Source organism: Luteimonas sp. 100069 (assembly GCF_003813845.1).
Taxonomy (GTDB): domain Bacteria; phylum Pseudomonadota; class Gammaproteobacteria; order Xanthomonadales; family Xanthomonadaceae; genus Luteimonas; species Luteimonas chenhongjianii.
This window is the reverse complement of record NZ_RPFN01000001.1, coordinates 581,302-596,677: the sequence shown is the minus strand read 5'-3', so window position 1 is coordinate 596,677 and position 15,376 is coordinate 581,302. Positions and strand designations below refer to the sequence as shown.

Genomic DNA, 15,376 nt, shown 5'->3' with positions numbered 1-15,376 from the left:
CGCCGGGCACGCGAAAGTCAGGCTTTGTCGGCCCGCAAACGTCGTTCGATGACATCCTCGGCGGGCGCAGGGCGCGCAATCAGATAGCCCTGCACGAGATCGCAGTGCGCCTCGCGCAGCAGCTCCAGCGTTGCCTCGTCCTCGATGCCTTCGGCGACGACCTTCAGCTCCAACTCGTGCGCGAGATCGATCATCGTCTCGACGATGCGACACGCGCGCCGGTCCCGGGCCATGTCCTGGACGAAGCTGCGGTCGATCTTGATGCCGTCGACCGGCAGCCGACGCAGGTACGCCAGCGACGAATAGCCGGTACCGAAATCGTCGATCACGATGCGGACGCCGGATTGGCGCAGTCGCGCGAGCAGATGGCTGCACCGGACGATGTCGCGCATCAGCGCGCTCTCGGTGATCTCGAACACCAGTCCTTGCCCCGGCACGCGCCACAGATGCAGCAGATCCAGCACCTGTTCGACGAAGCCGGGGGCCTGCAGCGCCTCCACCGACAGGTTGACCGCGATGCGCACCTCGAGGCCTGCACCCCGCAGCGTCGCGAGGTGGCGCAGGGCGACGTTGAGGCTCCAGCGGGTGAGGTCGCCGATCAGGCCGCCACGTTCGGCGATTTCGATGAACACATCGGGCGGTATGTCGCCCAGTCGAGGATGCGTCCAGCGCGCGAGCGCCTCGTAACTGCGGATCACCCGGTCGGGCAAGGCAGCGAGCGGTTGCAGATGCAGGGCCAGCTGGTTCTCGGCAAGGGCCGCGCGCAGATCGTGGTGCAGGGTGTCGAGCGGCACCGACGGCGCCTCCCAGAACGCGAAGCCTTCGACGGATGCCGCCGCATCGTCGCAGGCGCGGTCGGCGCGCCGGCACAGTTGCTCGGCATCGGTGCCGTCTTCCGGCGCGATGGCGATGCCCACCCGCACCGATGGCTGAGCGTGCGCGTCCCCGACGTCGAATGGACGCTGCAGAGCGCGCACGAACTTGGCTGCGCCCAGTGCGGCGTGCGCACGGCCGCGCAGAGCCGGCAGCAGCACCAGGAAGGCGTCCTCGCCGATGCGGCACACGTGATCGCCGGGCCGCACCGCGGCCTCCAGCGCTTGTTGCATCCCGGCGCGCAGGGCATCGCCGGCGGCATAGCCGAGCGACAGTTCCGTCTCGCGCACGCGATCGGCGCGGATCACCAGCACCCCCAGCGGAATACCCGAGCGCGCCTGCGCGAGGAACGTGCGGATGTCGACCAGTGCCTGGGCGTGATTCAGCACGCGCAAATCCCTGCCGCCCTCACAGGAACAGGCCCACCGGATCGAGCCCGTACGCACCCGGCGCAAGCGCACCGGCAATCCGCACCGGTTCGTCGCTGTGCCCGCGCACCAGCAGGTCGATCGAGTGGAACTGCGTGAGCAACCGCTTGTCCGGTCCGGTCAGCACCATGACGCGGGGCTGCAGGCGCCGGGCCGCGTTCTGTGCGGTGACGATCGCCACCTCACCGGTGCTCAACTCGACCAGCGCGCCGATCGGATAGACCCCCATGCATTGCATGAACTGTTCGACGATCTCGGCCGCGAACTGAGTGCCGCGTCCGCGGTAGAGCGACTGCAGGGCGACGTGCGGAGCGACCGCTTGCCGGTGCGGGCGGGTGCTGATCATCGCGTCATAGGCGTCGATCACCGCGGCGATCCGCCCCAGAAGCGGGATCGCATCGCCCTGCAGGCGCCCGGGGTAACCGCTGCCGTCGATCCATTCGTGGTGGGTGCGGATCATTTCACGGACATGCGCCGGCACCCCCGCGGCATCGACGAGGGCCAACCCGGATTCGACATGCGTCTGCATCACACTGCGCTGTGTATCGTCATAGGGTGCCGGGCTGGCCAGCAGCGCGGGCGGCAGCCTCAGCTTGCCGACATCGAGCAACAGGCCTCCGCTTGCCATGTCCAGCAGCAGGGGTTCGGGCAGGCCGACGTGCCGGCCGAACGCGGCGGCCAGCGCACTGCACGACAGCGCATGGCGGTATTCGTAGGCGCCGCGAGCGCGTAGCGCATCAAGCCACAGGAACGCGTCGGCATTGCGCACCAGGCTGCGCACCATGGGCTCGATCGCATCGCGGACCTCCTCGACCGCGATGGCGCGCCCGCCCCGGACCTCTTCTAGGGCCCGCTCGGCGAACGCCGCAGCCTGGGCATGGGCCTGCCGTGCGCTGTCGAGCTCCTGATCGAACTCCACGCGCTCCGGATAGGCCACGGTGCCCTGCAGCGCGGCGATCTGGTCGTTTTCGTAGTTGCGGGGCGCCGCAGGTACTGCGGATGGTGTCGCTGCGGGTCCGACCACCTGCAACGACGGCGGCATACGCCCAAGTCCGCGCTCGACATCCACATATACGTGCGTGCACAGGCGTTGCAGGACGGCGACATCGTCCGCCGATTCGACCATCAGCCCCTGCAGCAGAAAAGGCGTGCCCTCCCATGGCCGATCCAGGCGACACACGTACATCCCGACCTGCAGATCGGTTACGGCGACTTTGAGTTCTTCCAGCGTCATCTGGCCCGTCGGCTCTCCTGGCCTTGCACTACCGCCCCCTCGGCATCGCCTGGCCCCGCTCGCGGGACACCGACAATCCGGCGCAGCAGGTGCATCTGGCCGGACGCCCAGCGTACAGGCTGACGGGATGAAAACATCGTGCTCATCGCCGCTCGAGTGCGCCTGGTGGCGCCTGCGGGCTCCGAATGCCACGCCTTCAGCGCCCCCCGGCCGCCGGTCGCGCCGGGACAACCCCCACCGCCAGCAAACGGACCTGCCCTCGCGCTTGACCCACCCTCGCGCGAGGAGACCGCCGCTTTCCGGCGCCGCAGCGAGCGAGCTGCGATGGGAGGCGGCCTCCACCCCCTATGATCGGGGCCGATCCGACGCAGGAACCCAGACATGCCACCCCGTCGACGCTCTTTGCCGTCCGCAGCCTTCGACCTGCTCAATCTGCGCCATGGGGAGGCGGCCCCGGTCCTGGTCGCAGGCCTGTTCTTCTTCTGCATCCTGAGCGCGCTGATGCTGCTGCGTCCGGCGCGGGATGCGCTGGGCATGGAGAGCGGCCTGGACAGCGTGCGCTGGCTGTTCGTGGGAACGGCCGTGGTCACCCTGCTGGTCAATCCAGCGTTCGGGGCGCTGGTCGCGCGGCTGCGCCGGCTGCATTTCATCGCCGCGACCTACGCGTTCTTCGCCCTGAGCCTCGTGGGATTCTGGGCCCTGCTGGCGTTCGCGCCGGACGCGGTCGGGGCGCGCAGTGGCCAGGTGTTCTACGTCTGGTTCAGTGTCTTCAACCTGTTCGTGACGATGGTGTTCTGGGCCCTGCTGGCCGATCGTTTCAACAGCGACCAGGCCAAGCGCCTTTTCGCCCTGATCGCGATCGGCGGCACGCTCGGGGCGATCTTCGGGCCGTGGCTCGCCTCACGCCTGGCCGGGCCGCTTGGCACCCCTGCCCTGCTGCTCGTGGCGGCGGGGTTTCTCGTCACCGCAATCGCGCTGGCCTGGCTGCTGGTGCGGATCCGCTCGGACCGTCCCGACGACGCCCTCGCATCGCCCGACGGCCGCGAACCGCCACGCATCGGCGGAAGCGCCCTCGCCGGCATCCGCGCGGTGTTCGCCTCGCGCTACCTCCTGGGCATTGCGGGTTATGTCGTGATCATGACCGTCGTCGCGACCTTCCTGTACTTCACCCGCCTGCAGATGGTCGCCGCCGCCGAGAGCGGGCTGGACGCCCGCACCGGCTTGCTCGGCAGCATCGACATGTGGACCCAGATCGCGGTGCTGGCGCTGCAGCTCACCCTGACCGGGCAGATCATCCGACGCCTCGGTCTGGCAGTCGCCCTGGCCATCCTGCCGGTCGCGATGGCGCTGGGCTTCATCGGACTGGCGCTGTACGGCTCGTTCGCGGTGCTCATCCTGCTCGAAGCGGCCAACCGGGCGATCCAGCGCGGAATTACCCGCCCGGCGCGCGAAACCCTGTTCACCGTGGTCGGGCGCGAAGACAAATACAAGGCCAAAGCCTTCATCGACACCTTCGTCTATCGCGCGGGCGACGTCATCGGCGCCCAGACTGAAGGTGTGCTTGGACGACTGGGCCTGGCCTTGGGTGGCCTGGTCAGCGTGGTCGTGCCGCTTGCCCTGGTGTGGGCGGCGCTCGGCATCTGGCTGGGCCGCGCCCACCAGCGTGCTGCGCTGGAGCCGGTCGCAAGCGGCCCCCATTGACCACGCGCCTGATCTCCTCGCGCCGGCCCGCCGGCGGTGGATAATGCGCGCCCCCGCAGGCAGCTTCGCGATGCAGCCCTCGACCAAAGCCCATTGGCAGATCCACTTCTGCGTCCTGCTGTGGGGCTTCACCGCCATCCTTGGCAAGCTGATCACCCTGCCGGCCCTGCCGCTGGTGTGGTGGCGGATGCTGCTGGTGGCCGCGACGCTGTTGCTGCTGCCGCGGGTCTGGCGCGGGCTGCGCGCGTTGCCGACGCGCCTGCTGCTGGCCTACGCAGGGGTCGGTGCACTGGTGGCGCTGCACTGGTTGACCTTCTACGGCGCGGTCAAGCTCGCGAACGCCTCGGTCGCCGCCACCTGCATGGCCTTGGCGACCGTCTTCATCGCGTTGATCGAACCGCTGGTCGCGCGCAGCCGCTTCTCGTGGCGGGAGCTGGCGCTGGGCCTCGCCGTTCTCCCTGGCGTCGCACTGGTGGTCGGTGGCATTCCAGACGGCATGCGGATCGGCGTCGTGGTCGGTGCGCTGTCGGCGCTGTTCGTCGCCTGTTTCGGTTCGTTGAACAAAAGGCTGGTCGAACGGGCCGATCCCCTGACCGTCACCGCACTCGAGCTCGGTGCCGGCACTCTGACGCTGACCCTGCTGGCGCCGCTGATGCCGTTGCTGTTCCCGGCCTTCGCGGGAAGCCTGTTGACGCTCCCCAGCCTGCACGACGGTGCCTATCTGCTGCTGCTCGCGTTCGCCTGTACGCTGCTGCCGTTCGCGCTGTCGCTGGTGGCCCTGCGCCACATGAGCGCCTTCGCCGCGCAGCTCGCGGTGAACCTGGAGCCGGTCTACGCGATCGCGCTGGCGATCCTGCTCCTGGGCGAGCAGCACGAACTGACCCCGCGCTTCTATGCAGGCGTGGCGATCATCCTCGCCGCGGTGCTCGTCTATCCCCTGCTTTCACGGTCCGGGCGGATCGCGCATCCGGAGAACCTGGTGACCGGCGAGGCCAAACAGATCACAGGCAACGACCGGTCGCCATGATCACCACCGCCGACGGCGGACACTGCAGAAAATCGCGCCCCGGGCGCCTCCGCGCATGCGGCATGGCGGGCCCCGGCAAGCACGCCAAAGAGACGGGCGCTGGGCGAACACTGCCCTGCCGACGCCGCGGCAAATGGCCGCTCTCCCAAAAGGGAGCCCACCTACGGCAATGGGGGCGACTCCCGCCCGCACAATGCTTCCATCGGCCGCCTGCCGCCGCGGATGGCCGATAATGCCCACCCGCAGACCGAGGCCGACCGATGCCCCAACACATCGACTTTCCACTCGAGGGCGATTACGTCGAACTCAACCAGCTGCTCAAACTGACCGGCCTGTGCGACAGCGGCGGCGCCGGCAAGGCGATCGTGGCCAGCGGCGCGGTGACCGTCGACGGCGCGGTGGAACTGCGCAAGACCTGCAAGGTCCGCGCAGGACAGGCGGTCGCGCTGGCCGGGCATGTGATCCACGTCACCGCCGGCTGAGCCCGGCCCGCAAATGCGAACGGCGCCCGCGGGCGCCGTTCGTTATCCAAGCCCGTGAGGCCTTTCAGCGCACGCTGTAGCCCGACACGCGCCAGGTCCGGTCCTCGTCAAGCCGGAACGACACCAGCTCGCGAACGGCTTCGGGCTGGTTGGCGAACCTGGTCGGCGAGGCGACGTTGATATAGATGCCTGCCGGCACCGCTTCGCCAGCGCGGAACTGCGAACGACTGACGACCGGCTGCTCACGCGCGGTCGGCGCGCCCAGGCGGTTGCGATCGGCGCTGAGCTGGCGCACGAAGTCGTCGCGCGTCACTGCGCTCTTCATCGCTTGCGACGCGCCGTCCCACACCTCGCCCGCGCGATTGCCGTCGATCATCTGCATGACCTGCGACGCGGCGGCGCTCATCTCGGCATCCTGACGTGCCACCTGCGCCTGTTGTTCCGGGGTGAGTTGCTGCTGCACCGCCGTTCCCGGCTGGGTCGCCGGCTGCTGTGCGTGGGCGGTAGAAGCGAGAGCGACCAGCAAGGCGGTCGAAAGCGACAGACGTAGGATACCCATATGCTTGACATTCCTCGCGGATCGGAAGTGGAGTGGAGCGGATCCGAGTGTACGCATTGCGCCCGACCCGGCAAGCGAACGCCGCCGCCCCGGAGATGGCTGGACGCCCCGAGGCCAACGGGTATGCTCGGCCGCTCCATCCGGTTTCGCGATGCGCATGGATCGGGACTTCGACATTGCACGCCACTGCCGGTGCCGGTCCCGGTCATCCCCAGCGGGATTGACGGCTTGATCCGGGTCGTCATCGCCCTGTTGCTCGCCTGCGTGATGGCTCCGGCCTCCGCACAGGAGCGCATCCTGCGCCACGACGTCGACGCGCGCATCCTCGCCGACGGCCGGATCGACGTCACCGAACGCCTCGAGCTGCGCGCCGAAGGTCGAATCTTCCGGCACGGGCTCGTTCGGGACTTTCCGCTGCGCGGCCGCGGCCTGGATGGCGAGCCGCTTGTCGCCGAGCTGCAGATCCGCGACGTGCTGCGCGACGGCCGCGCGGAACCCTGGCGGGTCGAGCGCGTCGGCGACGTCCTGCGGCTGCACACGGGTGACGCGCGCCACCTGTCGATGCCGTCGCAGCCGGTCTACACCCTCCACTACCGCAGCGCGCGACAGATCGTCTTCGGCGAAACACAGGACGCGGTGACGCTCGCCGCGATGGGCACGGGCCATCAGGTGCCGGTCGAACAGGCCACGGTCTCGCTGACGCTGCCGGCCCCGGTGGAGGTCGGAAGCCTGCGCACGGAGGGCGTCACCGGAGCGGGAGGACGCGATCTCCACGTCGCCCTGTCGGCCATCGGCCAGGCGCGCTGGACGATGACGCGGCCATTGCCGGCACATACGGGCCTACGGGTGCGGCTGGCCTTCCCCAAGGGCATCGTCGCGGCACCGGAGCCTCGGCAACAGGCCATCTGGTGGTTGCGCGACCACGCGGGGCTGGTCCTCGCATTGGCAGGATGGCTGGTACTGGCGATCTACTGCGTGCGGCGCTGGCAGCGTGTGCGCCAGCCGCTGGTGTACGGCGTGGTGCCACTGCGCGACGAGCCGCCTGCGGGATTTTCACCAGCGGGGCTGCGCTATATCCGGCGGATGCACTACGACGCGCGCACCTTCGCCGCCGACCTGCTGGCCAGCGCTGTCGATGACCACCTGCGTCTCCAGCGCACGCCGCAGGGCGCCCGCACCGGTTGGCGGATCGAACGCACGCGTGAAGGTGCGCAGGCGCTGCCGACGATGGAACAGCGCGCCCTGGTCAGCGCCCTGCTTCCGGAGCCGCGCGACACGGTGGAGCTGCGACGCCATGCGAGCGCGCGCATCGCGCAGGCGTGGAAAGCCCACGAAACGGCGCTGCGCAGGCGCTTCCAGCCGGCACTGTTCCGCGCGCATCGCGGCGCCATCGTCGGCGCCCTCGCGATCGCGGTGACCTCCGCCGGCCCCGCGCTGTGGTTCTCGCGTCACGCACCGTCTTTGCCGGCGACCCTGCTCGTCATCGCGTCGATGGCGCCGGTACTGCTTGTATTCGTGATGCTGGTACGGGAACCCACAGCCGAGGGACGCAAACTGCTGGCGCATGCCGAAGGGCTGCGTCGTTCCATGGCCAGCACGGCGAAGGGTGCCCGCCGCGGCGCCGCCGGAGCGACCGCTCCGCTGCTGGACGCGGCGCGCTACGCGCGGCTGTTGCCATACGCCGTCGCCCTGGATGTGGAAGACGCCTGGACATCGGCCTTCGCCGCGTCGGTGGGTGTGCCGGCGGCGCGCAAAGCGGTGGCCGGCTTCTCCTGGTATCGGGGGATCACCGTCACCGACCTGGGCCGCTTCAGCCGTTCGATGGGCGACAGCCTCAGCGCGCGCCTCGCAGCCGTGGTGCACCCGCGGCGGCGACGCCATGGCGAAACTGGCGGCGCCCGGGCGGCCGGCGGAGACACCGGACAGGCCTGAGCGGCCTTCAGCCCTGGTGCCAGCGCGCCAGGTTCATGTTCCGGCGGGGCTGGCGCGCTCCCGACGCCGGCACAGGCTCGAACGCCAAGGTGCCCTGGCGCCGCAGGCCATTTAGCGGCCGGTGTTTCCGCACACGGCGAATCCCACAGCACGGGCTCGGCAGTGCCGTGCGGCGCTGGCGGGACGGCGATGGCGTCGACGGCCCGCTGCGCCCGCGCAGCCCCGGCCGGGCGCTCACGACGGTGCGTGGTCGACGATGCGGAGCGCTTTTGGCCGGTAGCGCACCGCTGGGATCCTGCTGCGAGGCGCGCTTCGCCTGGCCGCTGCCGCACTGGAGCGCAGGCGTCGACCACCATCGCAGCCGTATCGTGCGGACGGGCCTGACGGTCCACAGCGTCCCTCGGCCGGTCGCGCCAGCGTCCACATCGATCGCGGACAATAGCCGCCCCACGCGCGACCACGCGCCCGCACTGGATTGCTCATGCTCCGCTGGTTCGAAAACCGCATCGATGCGTTCCCGCCCGCGCGCCCTACCCAGCCGCCGACCACCCTGTTCGCGTTCTGCATGCACTACGTCCGTGGCAGCACGCGCTGGCTGCTGATCATGGCCGCGCTCACCGCGGCGATCGCGGTGTCGGAGGTGCTGCTCTACGCCTATGTGGGTTCGCTGGTCGACCGGCTCGGCGCGTCCACGCCCGCCAGCTTCATGAGCGCCGAGGCCGGGCGCCTGGTCGGCATGGCGGTGCTGGTGCTGGTGGCGCTGCCGCTGCTGACCTGGTTCAACGCGATGGTCATCCACCAGACCCTGCTCGGCAATTTCCCGATGCGGATCCGCTGGAACGTGCATCGGTACCTGCTGCGTCAATCGATGAGCTATTTCCAGGAGGAATTCGCCGGGCGCATCGCGACCAAGCTGATGCAGACCTCGCTGGCGGTTCGCGAAACGGTGATCAAGCTGCTCGACGTGGGCAACTACGTCATCGTCTATTTCACCGGCGCGATCATCGTCGCCGCATCGGCGGACTGGCGGATGATGCTGCCCTTCGTCGGGTGGCTGCTCCTCTACTCCGCACTGATGTGGCGCTTCGTCCCGCGCCTGAGCCACATCTCCGAACGCCAGGCCGACGCCCGCTCGGTGATGACCGGCCGCATCGTCGACAGCTACACCAACATCGCGACGGTCAAGCTCTTCTCGCACTCGCAGCGCGAACAGGGCTATGCGCGCGAGGCGATGGAGGGCTTCCTGGACACCGTGCACAGCCAGATGCGGCTGGTCACGATCGTCAACACCTGCAACTACGCACTCAACATGCTGCTGGTCGCCGGGGTGACAGGCCTGGGCCTGTACTTGTGGATCGACGGCGCGATCAGCACCGGCGCGATCGCAGTGGCCATCGCGCTGGCCCTGCGCATGCTGGGCATGTCGCAATGGATCATGTGGGAACTGTCCGCACTGTTCGAGAACATCGGCACCGTACGCGACGGCATCAACTCGATCTCTCTGGCGCCCACGGTTGAAGATGCGCCAGACGCGGCGCCGTTGCCGCCGATCAAGGGCGACATCCGCTTCGAGCACGTCGACTTCCATTACGGCCAGAACGACCGCAGCGTCATCGAAGACCTCGACCTGCATGTGCGCCCGGGCGAGAAGATCGGCCTGGTCGGCCGCTCGGGCGCCGGCAAGTCGACACTGGTGAATCTGCTGCTGCGTTTCTACGACCGCGAAGCGGGTGTGATCCGCATCGACGGCATCGACATCGCGACGGTCCAGCAGGATTCGCTGCGCGCGCAGATCGGCATGGTCACCCAGGACACCTCGCTGCTGCACCGCTCGGTGCGCGAGAACATCCTGTATGGCCGTCCCGATGCGACCGAAGCGGAGATGATCGAGGCCGCGCGCCGCGCCGAGGCGCATGATTTCATCCTCGGGCTCAGCGACTCCAAGGGCCGGACCGGCTACGACGCGCATGTCGGCGAGCGCGGGGTCAAGCTCTCCGGCGGCCAGCGCCAGCGCATCGCGATCGCGCGCGTGCTGCTGAAGAACGCGCCGATCCTGGTGCTCGACGAAGCCACGTCCGCGCTGGATTCGGAGGCCGAGGCCGCGATCCAGGAGAACCTCTACCGGCTGATGGAAGGCAAGACGGTGATCGCGATCGCGCACCGGCTCTCGACGATCGCGGCGATGGACCGCCTGGTGGTCATGGACCACGGCCGCATCGTCGAACAGGGCACGCACGAAGCGCTGATCGCCGGTAATGGTGTGTATGCCCAGCTGTGGAAGCGCCAGTCGGGCGGTTTCCTCGCCGACGGGGCGGAGGGCTGATCCGGGCGAGCCAACCGGTTCACCGACGGGCGGCGGCGCAGTCGCCGGGACCGGAGATTCCGGGGCACCCCCTCACGGCACTTGCAACGTCGGCTCTCTCGTCGGGAGGCGATGGGGCGCGCCAAGGCCCCTCGACCACGCGATCTCCTGTTGCAGCGCCGGGGGCACTGCTGCCGCGAGGACGGGCACGTCAGCCCCGGGCGGACAGATGGGCTGCTGACAGGCGCTTCGCCGCCCGCGAGGCGGATGCGCACCGCCGCACGTCACGAAACGCGGCCCCGGGAATGACAGCGCATTCCAGAGCCCGACCGCGCACTCACTCCATGACCGGCGCCTCGGCCTGGTCGTCGGCGGACGACTCCGCTGCCTCCACAGGCTCGGCCGCGGCACGGGATCGTGCGGTTGCGGGCGACGGCGTGGGTGCGCTGCGCGGCTGGCGAGCGGCCGGGCGCGGTTCGGCCGCCGGTACGTCCAGAATGCGCAGGCGACTGGCGTTGCCCGCCGCGGCGGTCAGTGCATCGACCAGGTCGAATTCCGACAGCGGACTCTCGCTCGGACACTGCCCGTCCGGAAACCCGAACTTGCCTCGCAGCTCGAGGCCGCAGTTCGCCATCTGTTCGACATCACGGTCCGGTGCGCTGCAGCTGCTGTCGAACGCGCGGACGTAGGCGTCACGGCGCACCACGAAATCCTCGCCGCACTTGCGCATCAGGCGCAGCCGGTCGAGATCGTCCTGAGCGGGGTTCACGCCGTCGAGGCCATAGAGCTTGAGCTCGTCGGGGGCGAGGATGCGCAGGTTGCGGTTGGGCACGGCCATCATCAGATCGGCCACCGCCGTCGCCGCGCCGTTGCGCTCGAGGTAGTCGCGCACGCGGCCATAGACCGCGCGCAGCTCGCGGTTGAGTTCGGCCCGGGTGGTGGCGCTGGAACTCATGCGGATGATGCGGTGGATGCCGACGCGTCCGCCGATCAGCCGGGTATCGCCACCGGCGAGCAGGAACACGCAGGCGCTGTGGCAGACCGCGCCCTCGCGCACCCAGATCGTCCAGCGGGTCTCGGCGATCACGTCGCCAGCGCGGATCGCTTCCTCGACCATGCCGCCGCTCGAATCGATGTCGAGGACACGCTTGCCGATCGAGAGGTCCTCGGCAACGGCTGCCAACCGCTGGATCAGATGGGTGAACTCCTGGGTGACGCGCCCCTTGAACCGCAGCCGGAACACGCCCCGCTCGGCACAGTCGGCCATCGCCTCGTGCAAGGCGTCCCGATCGAAGTCGGCCAGGACATCACCATCGCCGGTGTTGGCGTAGTCGAGTTCACAGCTGATCGAAGCCGCGCCGGTCGGCAGGGTCATCGGCGACCAGTCCACGCTGGCGGGTCCGGGGTCGGCGACCGGCAATGCCGGGGTCGATGCGACGTCCACCGGCGCGGTACTCAGCGCGCCGCCTTCCTCGGGACTCGCGACCTCGACCGTCTCGACCGGGGGCGCGGCATCCTGGGCACTCCGCTGACACGCGGCCAGTGCAACGCAGGCGAGCAGCAGTGGAACTGTCAGACGCCGGATCGACATCGGCAAAGGGTCCTCGTCAGTGCGGGCGCATCGTCAATGTGCGGATCGGACCAGTCTAGGGGCTGGCTCGAGCGCGGTTGGAATGCCGAATGAACATGCGCGCGCTAACACCGCGCGGCGGCGACGTTCACGGCTCCGCCAGGACCTCGAGCAGCGCCGGGTGGAACGTGTCCGGCGCCTCGACCTGCGGCGAGTGGCCGAGCGCCGGGAACGCCACCAGCCGCGCCTGCGGGATCGCCTCGGCGGCCCGGCGCCCCAGCAGCGGATAGTCGCCCAGGCGCGCGGCCAGTTCCGGCGCGGCGCGGTTGGCGCCCGGCGCGGTGCGGTCCTTGCCGCCGATCATCAGCACGGTCGGCACGCGCAGGAACGGGAACTCGTGGACGACCGGCTGGGTGAACACCATCTCCGAGGTCTGCGCCTGGTTCCAGGCGACGATCTCCGCATCCGGTCCGGCGTACATGCCCGCCAGCATGTCGACCCAGCGGTCATAGCGCGGCGCCCACTTCCCGTCGTAATAGAACTTCTGCTGATAGGCCTTGATGGTGCCAGCGGTCGTCCTGCGCTCGCCCTCGGCCAGTGCGTCGATCGTCGCGTATGGCACACCTTCGGCCTGCCAGTCCTCGAGCCCGATCGGGTTCACCAGCACCAGCCGGGCCACCGCGTCGGGGTACTGCAGCGCATACCGGGTGGCGAGCATGCCGCCCATCGAATGCCCGATCAGCACCGGCCGCTCGACACCCAGTGCCTCCAGCAGGCTGCGCGTATTGGCCGCGAGCTGGGCGAACGAGAACTGGTAGCCGCGCGGCTTCGACGAACCGCAGAAACCGATCTGGTCGGGCGCGATCACCCGCCAGCCGGCTCCGACCAGCACCTCGATGGTGTCCTCCCAGGTCGGTCCGCAGAAGTTCTTGCCATGCATCAGCACCGCAGTGCGCCCGTTGCCCTGCCCCGGCGGCCGCACGTCCATATAGGCCATCGACAGAGCCTGCCCCTGCGACTCCAGTGCATGGGCCTGCCGTGGGTAGGGGTATTCGAACCCCTGCAGTTCGCCGCCGTAGGACGCGGCCGAGGCGGACGTGGCGGCACCCAGGGCGGCGAACAGAAGGACGGAGGCAGTGGCAAGGCGCATGGCGGAGGATCCGGCAGGGAAATCACTATGGGAACCACGTGCGGGCCCGCGCCCGCGCTGTCGCCAGCTCAACTCTCGGGCACCGTCCACAGGTAGATGCGGGTGCCGTCGATCTCCTGGGTCTGCTCCGGTTCCCACTGGTCCGCCATGTCGAAGGCGTGACTGACGATGCGCGTGCCCGGCCTGAGCTCGGCCAGCAGCTTGGGACGCAGCTTCACGTTGAGGCTCTGCAGCAGGTACAGCGTGACCACGCTGGCCTCGCTGACGTCCTCCTCGAAAAGGTCGGCCTCCTTGAACGTGACCAGGCCGGTGACCCCGGCGGCCTGCGCATTGGCGTTGGCTTCGCGCACGCGCACCGGATTGATGTCGATGCCGACGCCGCGGACGCCGAAGCGCTGGGCAGCAGCGATCGGGATGCGGCCATCGCCGGAGCCCAGGTCGTAGAGGACGTCGCCCTCCTTGACCCGGGCGAGGTTGAGCATGGCGTCGACGACCCGATCGGGCGTTGGCACGTAGATCACGTCGGGCTCGCGCGATGGCCCGCGCGCGCCGCTGGCATGCGCGGAATCGGCCCCGATTGCGCCGGTTACGGGCGGGGAGGCGTTCACCGCGGACGTGGCGTCGGTGGTGCCGGCATTGACGCTCGCGGTCCCGCTGGTGCTGACGGCTGGCTCCGCGCAGCCGACCAGCAGCGCGGCCGGCAGGGCGCATATCGCCAGCACGACCGGAATCTTTTTCGACTTCATCACAGGCTCTCCTCGGAATGCGGATCGGGTTTGAGCAGCAACAGCAGCAGGCCGCCGACAGCGAGCACGCCGACACCCAACAGCGCCCCGCGGCCGGTACAGGCCAGGCTCGAGTACAGCAGGTAAGCGCTGGTCGCGCAGAACAGCAGCGGCAGGACGGGATAGGGCGGCACCCGGAACGGGCGCGGCAAGTGCGGATCGCGGCGGCGCAGCACGAACAGGCCGATGCCGACCAGCAGGAAGAACAGCCAGAACACCGGCGCGGTGTATTCGACCGCCACCTCGAAGCCGTCGCGCGCGAACGCGCCGACGCCCACCAGCGCCAGCGCGAGTACGCCCTGGCTCATGATGGCCGCACGCGGGTGCCGGTGCGCGCATCCCTGCGGCCGATGAAGCCCAGCGCGGAAAAGTACCGCCCGACGGCAAAGACGCTGCGTGCGCCGGTGATGAGGGTCGCGTTCGCCGAGGTCAGCGCCGCCGCGATCACGATCGCACTCATGACCACCGCCCCTGTCGGCCCGAACACGCGCCCCATCAGTTCGGCGGCAACGGCGTTGTGCTGGGCCATGCCGCCCAGCCCCAGCACCTTCAGGTACGCAAGGTCGACCAGTACATACAGGGCCGCGATCACGATCGGGCGGAGGATCAGCACGCGCCGAATCCACCTGCGCGCATCGCGAACCTCGGAGCTGACATAGACCGCCTCGTTCCAGCCGCCATAGGTCAGCAACACGAACACCAGAATCAGGCCGATCGCGCTATCGCCGGCGCTGCCCGGAATAAGCGTCACGTCGCTCGGGGCGAACATCAGCCCGGCGAGGATGATCACCAGCACCCCGACCACCTCACTGGTCGTCAGCCACGTCTGTACCCACGCGCCCTGGCGGGTGCCGATCCAGTTGACCGCAGTCAGCATGACGATCGCCGCGGCCGCGTACAGGGCTGACGCGGCCGGGCCGATGCCGAAGAACTGCGCCAGGCAGTCGCCGACGATGAAGCACAACAACGCGATCGACCGGTCTGGATCACCGACGCGCGCGCGCAGGCGAACACGAACCCCGGTCGCAGGCCGTAGGCGCGACGCAGGTAGTCGTAGTCGCCACCCGCCTGGGGATAGGCGGTCGCGAGCTCGGCGTAGCACAGCGCGCCGATGATCGAGAGCACGCCACCGATGGCCCAGGCCGCGAGCATCACGAACTCGCTCCCCGACGCACCGGCGATCAGCGACGGTGTACGGAAGATCCCGGCACCGATCACGACACCAACGGTGATCGCGAATGCGTCGCGCACCCGGAGGGTGGCGCGCGCGGGTCCAGTGTCGGCCATCACTGGCCGGCGTTTCCGTAAATGCATGAGGCTCCAGACTGGAACG

General features: G+C 69.2%; 14 protein-coding genes. 5 read left to right on the top strand and 9 right to left on the bottom strand.

The window, feature by feature from the left end; all coding sequences use genetic code 11:
* Positions 1–17 precede the first annotated feature (17 nt).
* Together EGK76_RS02700 and EGK76_RS02695 are read right to left on the bottom strand one after the other, a co-directional pair.
* The gene (locus tag EGK76_RS02700; RefSeq protein WP_158613435.1) at positions 18–1,262 is read right to left on the bottom strand and encodes a GGDEF domain-containing phosphodiesterase; all 1,245 of its coding nucleotides are present in this window, start codon (positions 1,260–1,262) and stop codon (positions 18–20) included.
* Between the two features lie 19 nt (positions 1,263–1,281).
* Positions 1,282–2,535, bottom strand: coding sequence for an HD-GYP domain-containing protein (locus tag EGK76_RS02695; RefSeq protein WP_096299369.1), 1,254 nt, complete (start codon positions 2,533–2,535; stop codon positions 1,282–1,284).
* A gap of 381 nt (positions 2,536–2,916) precedes the next feature.
* On the opposite strand from EGK76_RS02695, the gene EGK76_RS02690 reads away from it, so the two are divergent.
* The 3 genes from EGK76_RS02690 to EGK76_RS02680 all read left to right on the top strand — a co-directional run bounded on the left by EGK76_RS02690 (position 2,917) and on the right by EGK76_RS02680 (position 5,745).
* Positions 2,917–4,236 (top strand): MFS transporter, encoded by a 1,320-nt coding sequence (locus EGK76_RS02690; RefSeq protein ID WP_123831565.1) that lies wholly within the window; start codon positions 2,917–2,919, stop codon positions 4,234–4,236.
* Positions 4,237–4,306: 70 nt separating this feature from the next.
* Positions 4,307–5,263, top strand: a complete 957-nt coding sequence (locus EGK76_RS02685) for a DMT family transporter (protein ID WP_096299372.1) — start codon at positions 4,307–4,309, stop codon at positions 5,261–5,263.
* Between the two features lie 260 nt (positions 5,264–5,523).
* The gene (locus EGK76_RS02680; protein WP_123831564.1) at positions 5,524–5,745 is read left to right on the top strand and encodes an RNA-binding S4 domain-containing protein; all 222 of its coding nucleotides are present in this window, start codon (positions 5,524–5,526) and stop codon (positions 5,743–5,745) included.
* Between the two features lie 64 nt (positions 5,746–5,809).
* On the opposite strand, the gene EGK76_RS02675 is transcribed toward EGK76_RS02680, so the two are convergent.
* Complete coding sequence (locus tag EGK76_RS02675) at positions 5,810–6,304, bottom strand: DUF4019 domain-containing protein (RefSeq protein ID WP_123831563.1); 495 nt, start codon at positions 6,302–6,304, stop codon at positions 5,810–5,812.
* Between the two features lie 228 nt (positions 6,305–6,532).
* Here EGK76_RS02675 and EGK76_RS02670 point away from each other — a divergent pair, with 228 nt between their 5' ends.
* Both EGK76_RS02670 and EGK76_RS02665 read left to right on the top strand, forming a co-directional pair.
* On the top strand, positions 6,533–8,236 hold the full coding sequence (locus tag EGK76_RS02670; protein ID WP_158613434.1) for a DUF2207 domain-containing protein: 1,704 nt from the start codon (positions 6,533–6,535) through the stop codon (positions 8,234–8,236).
* Positions 8,237–8,717: 481 nt separating this feature from the next.
* Positions 8,718–10,559: an ABC transporter ATP-binding protein gene (locus EGK76_RS02665; protein WP_123831561.1), complete on the top strand. Its 1,842-nt coding sequence runs from the start codon at positions 8,718–8,720 to the stop codon at positions 10,557–10,559.
* Between the two features lie 316 nt (positions 10,560–10,875).
* On the opposite strand, the gene EGK76_RS02660 is transcribed toward EGK76_RS02665, so the two are convergent.
* The 6 genes from EGK76_RS02660 to EGK76_RS15710 form a co-directional block, all read right to left on the bottom strand.
* Positions 10,876–12,129 carry a hypothetical protein gene (locus tag EGK76_RS02660; protein WP_123831560.1) on the bottom strand — a complete coding sequence of 418 codons (1,254 nt, stop codon included), beginning with the start codon at positions 12,127–12,129 and terminating at the stop codon, positions 10,876–10,878.
* A 127-nt stretch (positions 12,130–12,256) separates the two neighbouring features.
* Positions 12,257–13,258: an alpha/beta hydrolase gene (locus tag EGK76_RS02655; RefSeq protein ID WP_123831559.1), complete on the bottom strand. Its 1,002-nt coding sequence runs from the start codon at positions 13,256–13,258 to the stop codon at positions 12,257–12,259.
* 68 nt (positions 13,259–13,326) lie between these two features.
* Entirely contained in the window at positions 13,327–14,004 is a 678-nt protein-coding gene (locus EGK76_RS02650; RefSeq protein WP_096299385.1) for a class I SAM-dependent methyltransferase, read from the bottom strand.
* The gene (locus tag EGK76_RS15510; protein ID WP_199730841.1) at positions 14,004–14,351 is read right to left on the bottom strand and encodes an APC family permease; all 348 of its coding nucleotides are present in this window, start codon (positions 14,349–14,351) and stop codon (positions 14,004–14,006) included. Before EGK76_RS15510 ends, EGK76_RS02650 begins: the two co-directional genes overlap by 1 nt.
* The gene (locus EGK76_RS15505) at positions 14,348–15,010 is read right to left on the bottom strand and encodes an amino acid permease (RefSeq protein WP_199730840.1); all 663 of its coding nucleotides are present in this window, start codon (positions 15,008–15,010) and stop codon (positions 14,348–14,350) included. Before EGK76_RS15505 ends, EGK76_RS15510 begins: the two co-directional genes overlap by 4 nt.
* A complete protein-coding gene (locus EGK76_RS15710) occupies positions 14,914–15,357 on the bottom strand; it encodes an amino acid permease (RefSeq protein ID WP_255409768.1) in 444 nt (147 codons plus the stop codon). The genes EGK76_RS15505 and EGK76_RS15710 overlap by 97 nt, the downstream gene beginning before the upstream one ends.
* Positions 15,358–15,376 lie beyond the last annotated feature (19 nt).

Bases quoted from the DNA above. Each gene is read 5' to 3' on its own strand.
- EGK76_RS02695 (WP_096299369.1), bottom strand. From the start codon at position 2,535: ATGACGCTGGAAGAACTCAAAGTCGCCGTAACCGATCTGCAGGTCGGG.
- EGK76_RS02690 (WP_123831565.1), top strand. From the start codon at position 2,917: ATGCCACCCCGTCGACGCTCTTTGCCGTCCGCAGCCTTCGACCTGCTC.
- EGK76_RS02685 (WP_096299372.1), top strand. From the start codon at position 4,307: ATGCAGCCCTCGACCAAAGCCCATTGGCAGATCCACTTCTGCGTCCTG.
- EGK76_RS02680 (WP_123831564.1), top strand. From the start codon at position 5,524: ATGCCCCAACACATCGACTTTCCACTCGAGGGCGATTACGTCGAACTC.
- EGK76_RS02675 (WP_123831563.1), bottom strand. From the start codon at position 6,304: ATGGGTATCCTACGTCTGTCGCTTTCGACCGCCTTGCTGGTCGCTCTC.
- EGK76_RS02665 (WP_123831561.1), top strand. From the start codon at position 8,718: ATGCTCCGCTGGTTCGAAAACCGCATCGATGCGTTCCCGCCCGCGCGC.
- EGK76_RS02660 (WP_123831560.1), bottom strand. From the start codon at position 12,129: ATGTCGATCCGGCGTCTGACAGTTCCACTGCTGCTCGCCTGCGTTGCA.
- EGK76_RS02655 (WP_123831559.1), bottom strand. From the start codon at position 13,258: ATGCGCCTTGCCACTGCCTCCGTCCTTCTGTTCGCCGCCCTGGGTGCC.
- EGK76_RS02650 (WP_096299385.1), bottom strand. From the start codon at position 14,004: ATGAAGTCGAAAAAGATTCCGGTCGTGCTGGCGATATGCGCCCTGCCG.
- EGK76_RS15510 (WP_199730841.1), bottom strand. From the start codon at position 14,351: ATGAGCCAGGGCGTACTCGCGCTGGCGCTGGTGGGCGTCGGCGCGTTC.
- EGK76_RS15710 (WP_255409768.1), bottom strand. From the start codon at position 15,357: ATGCATTTACGGAAACGCCGGCCAGTGATGGCCGACACTGGACCCGCG.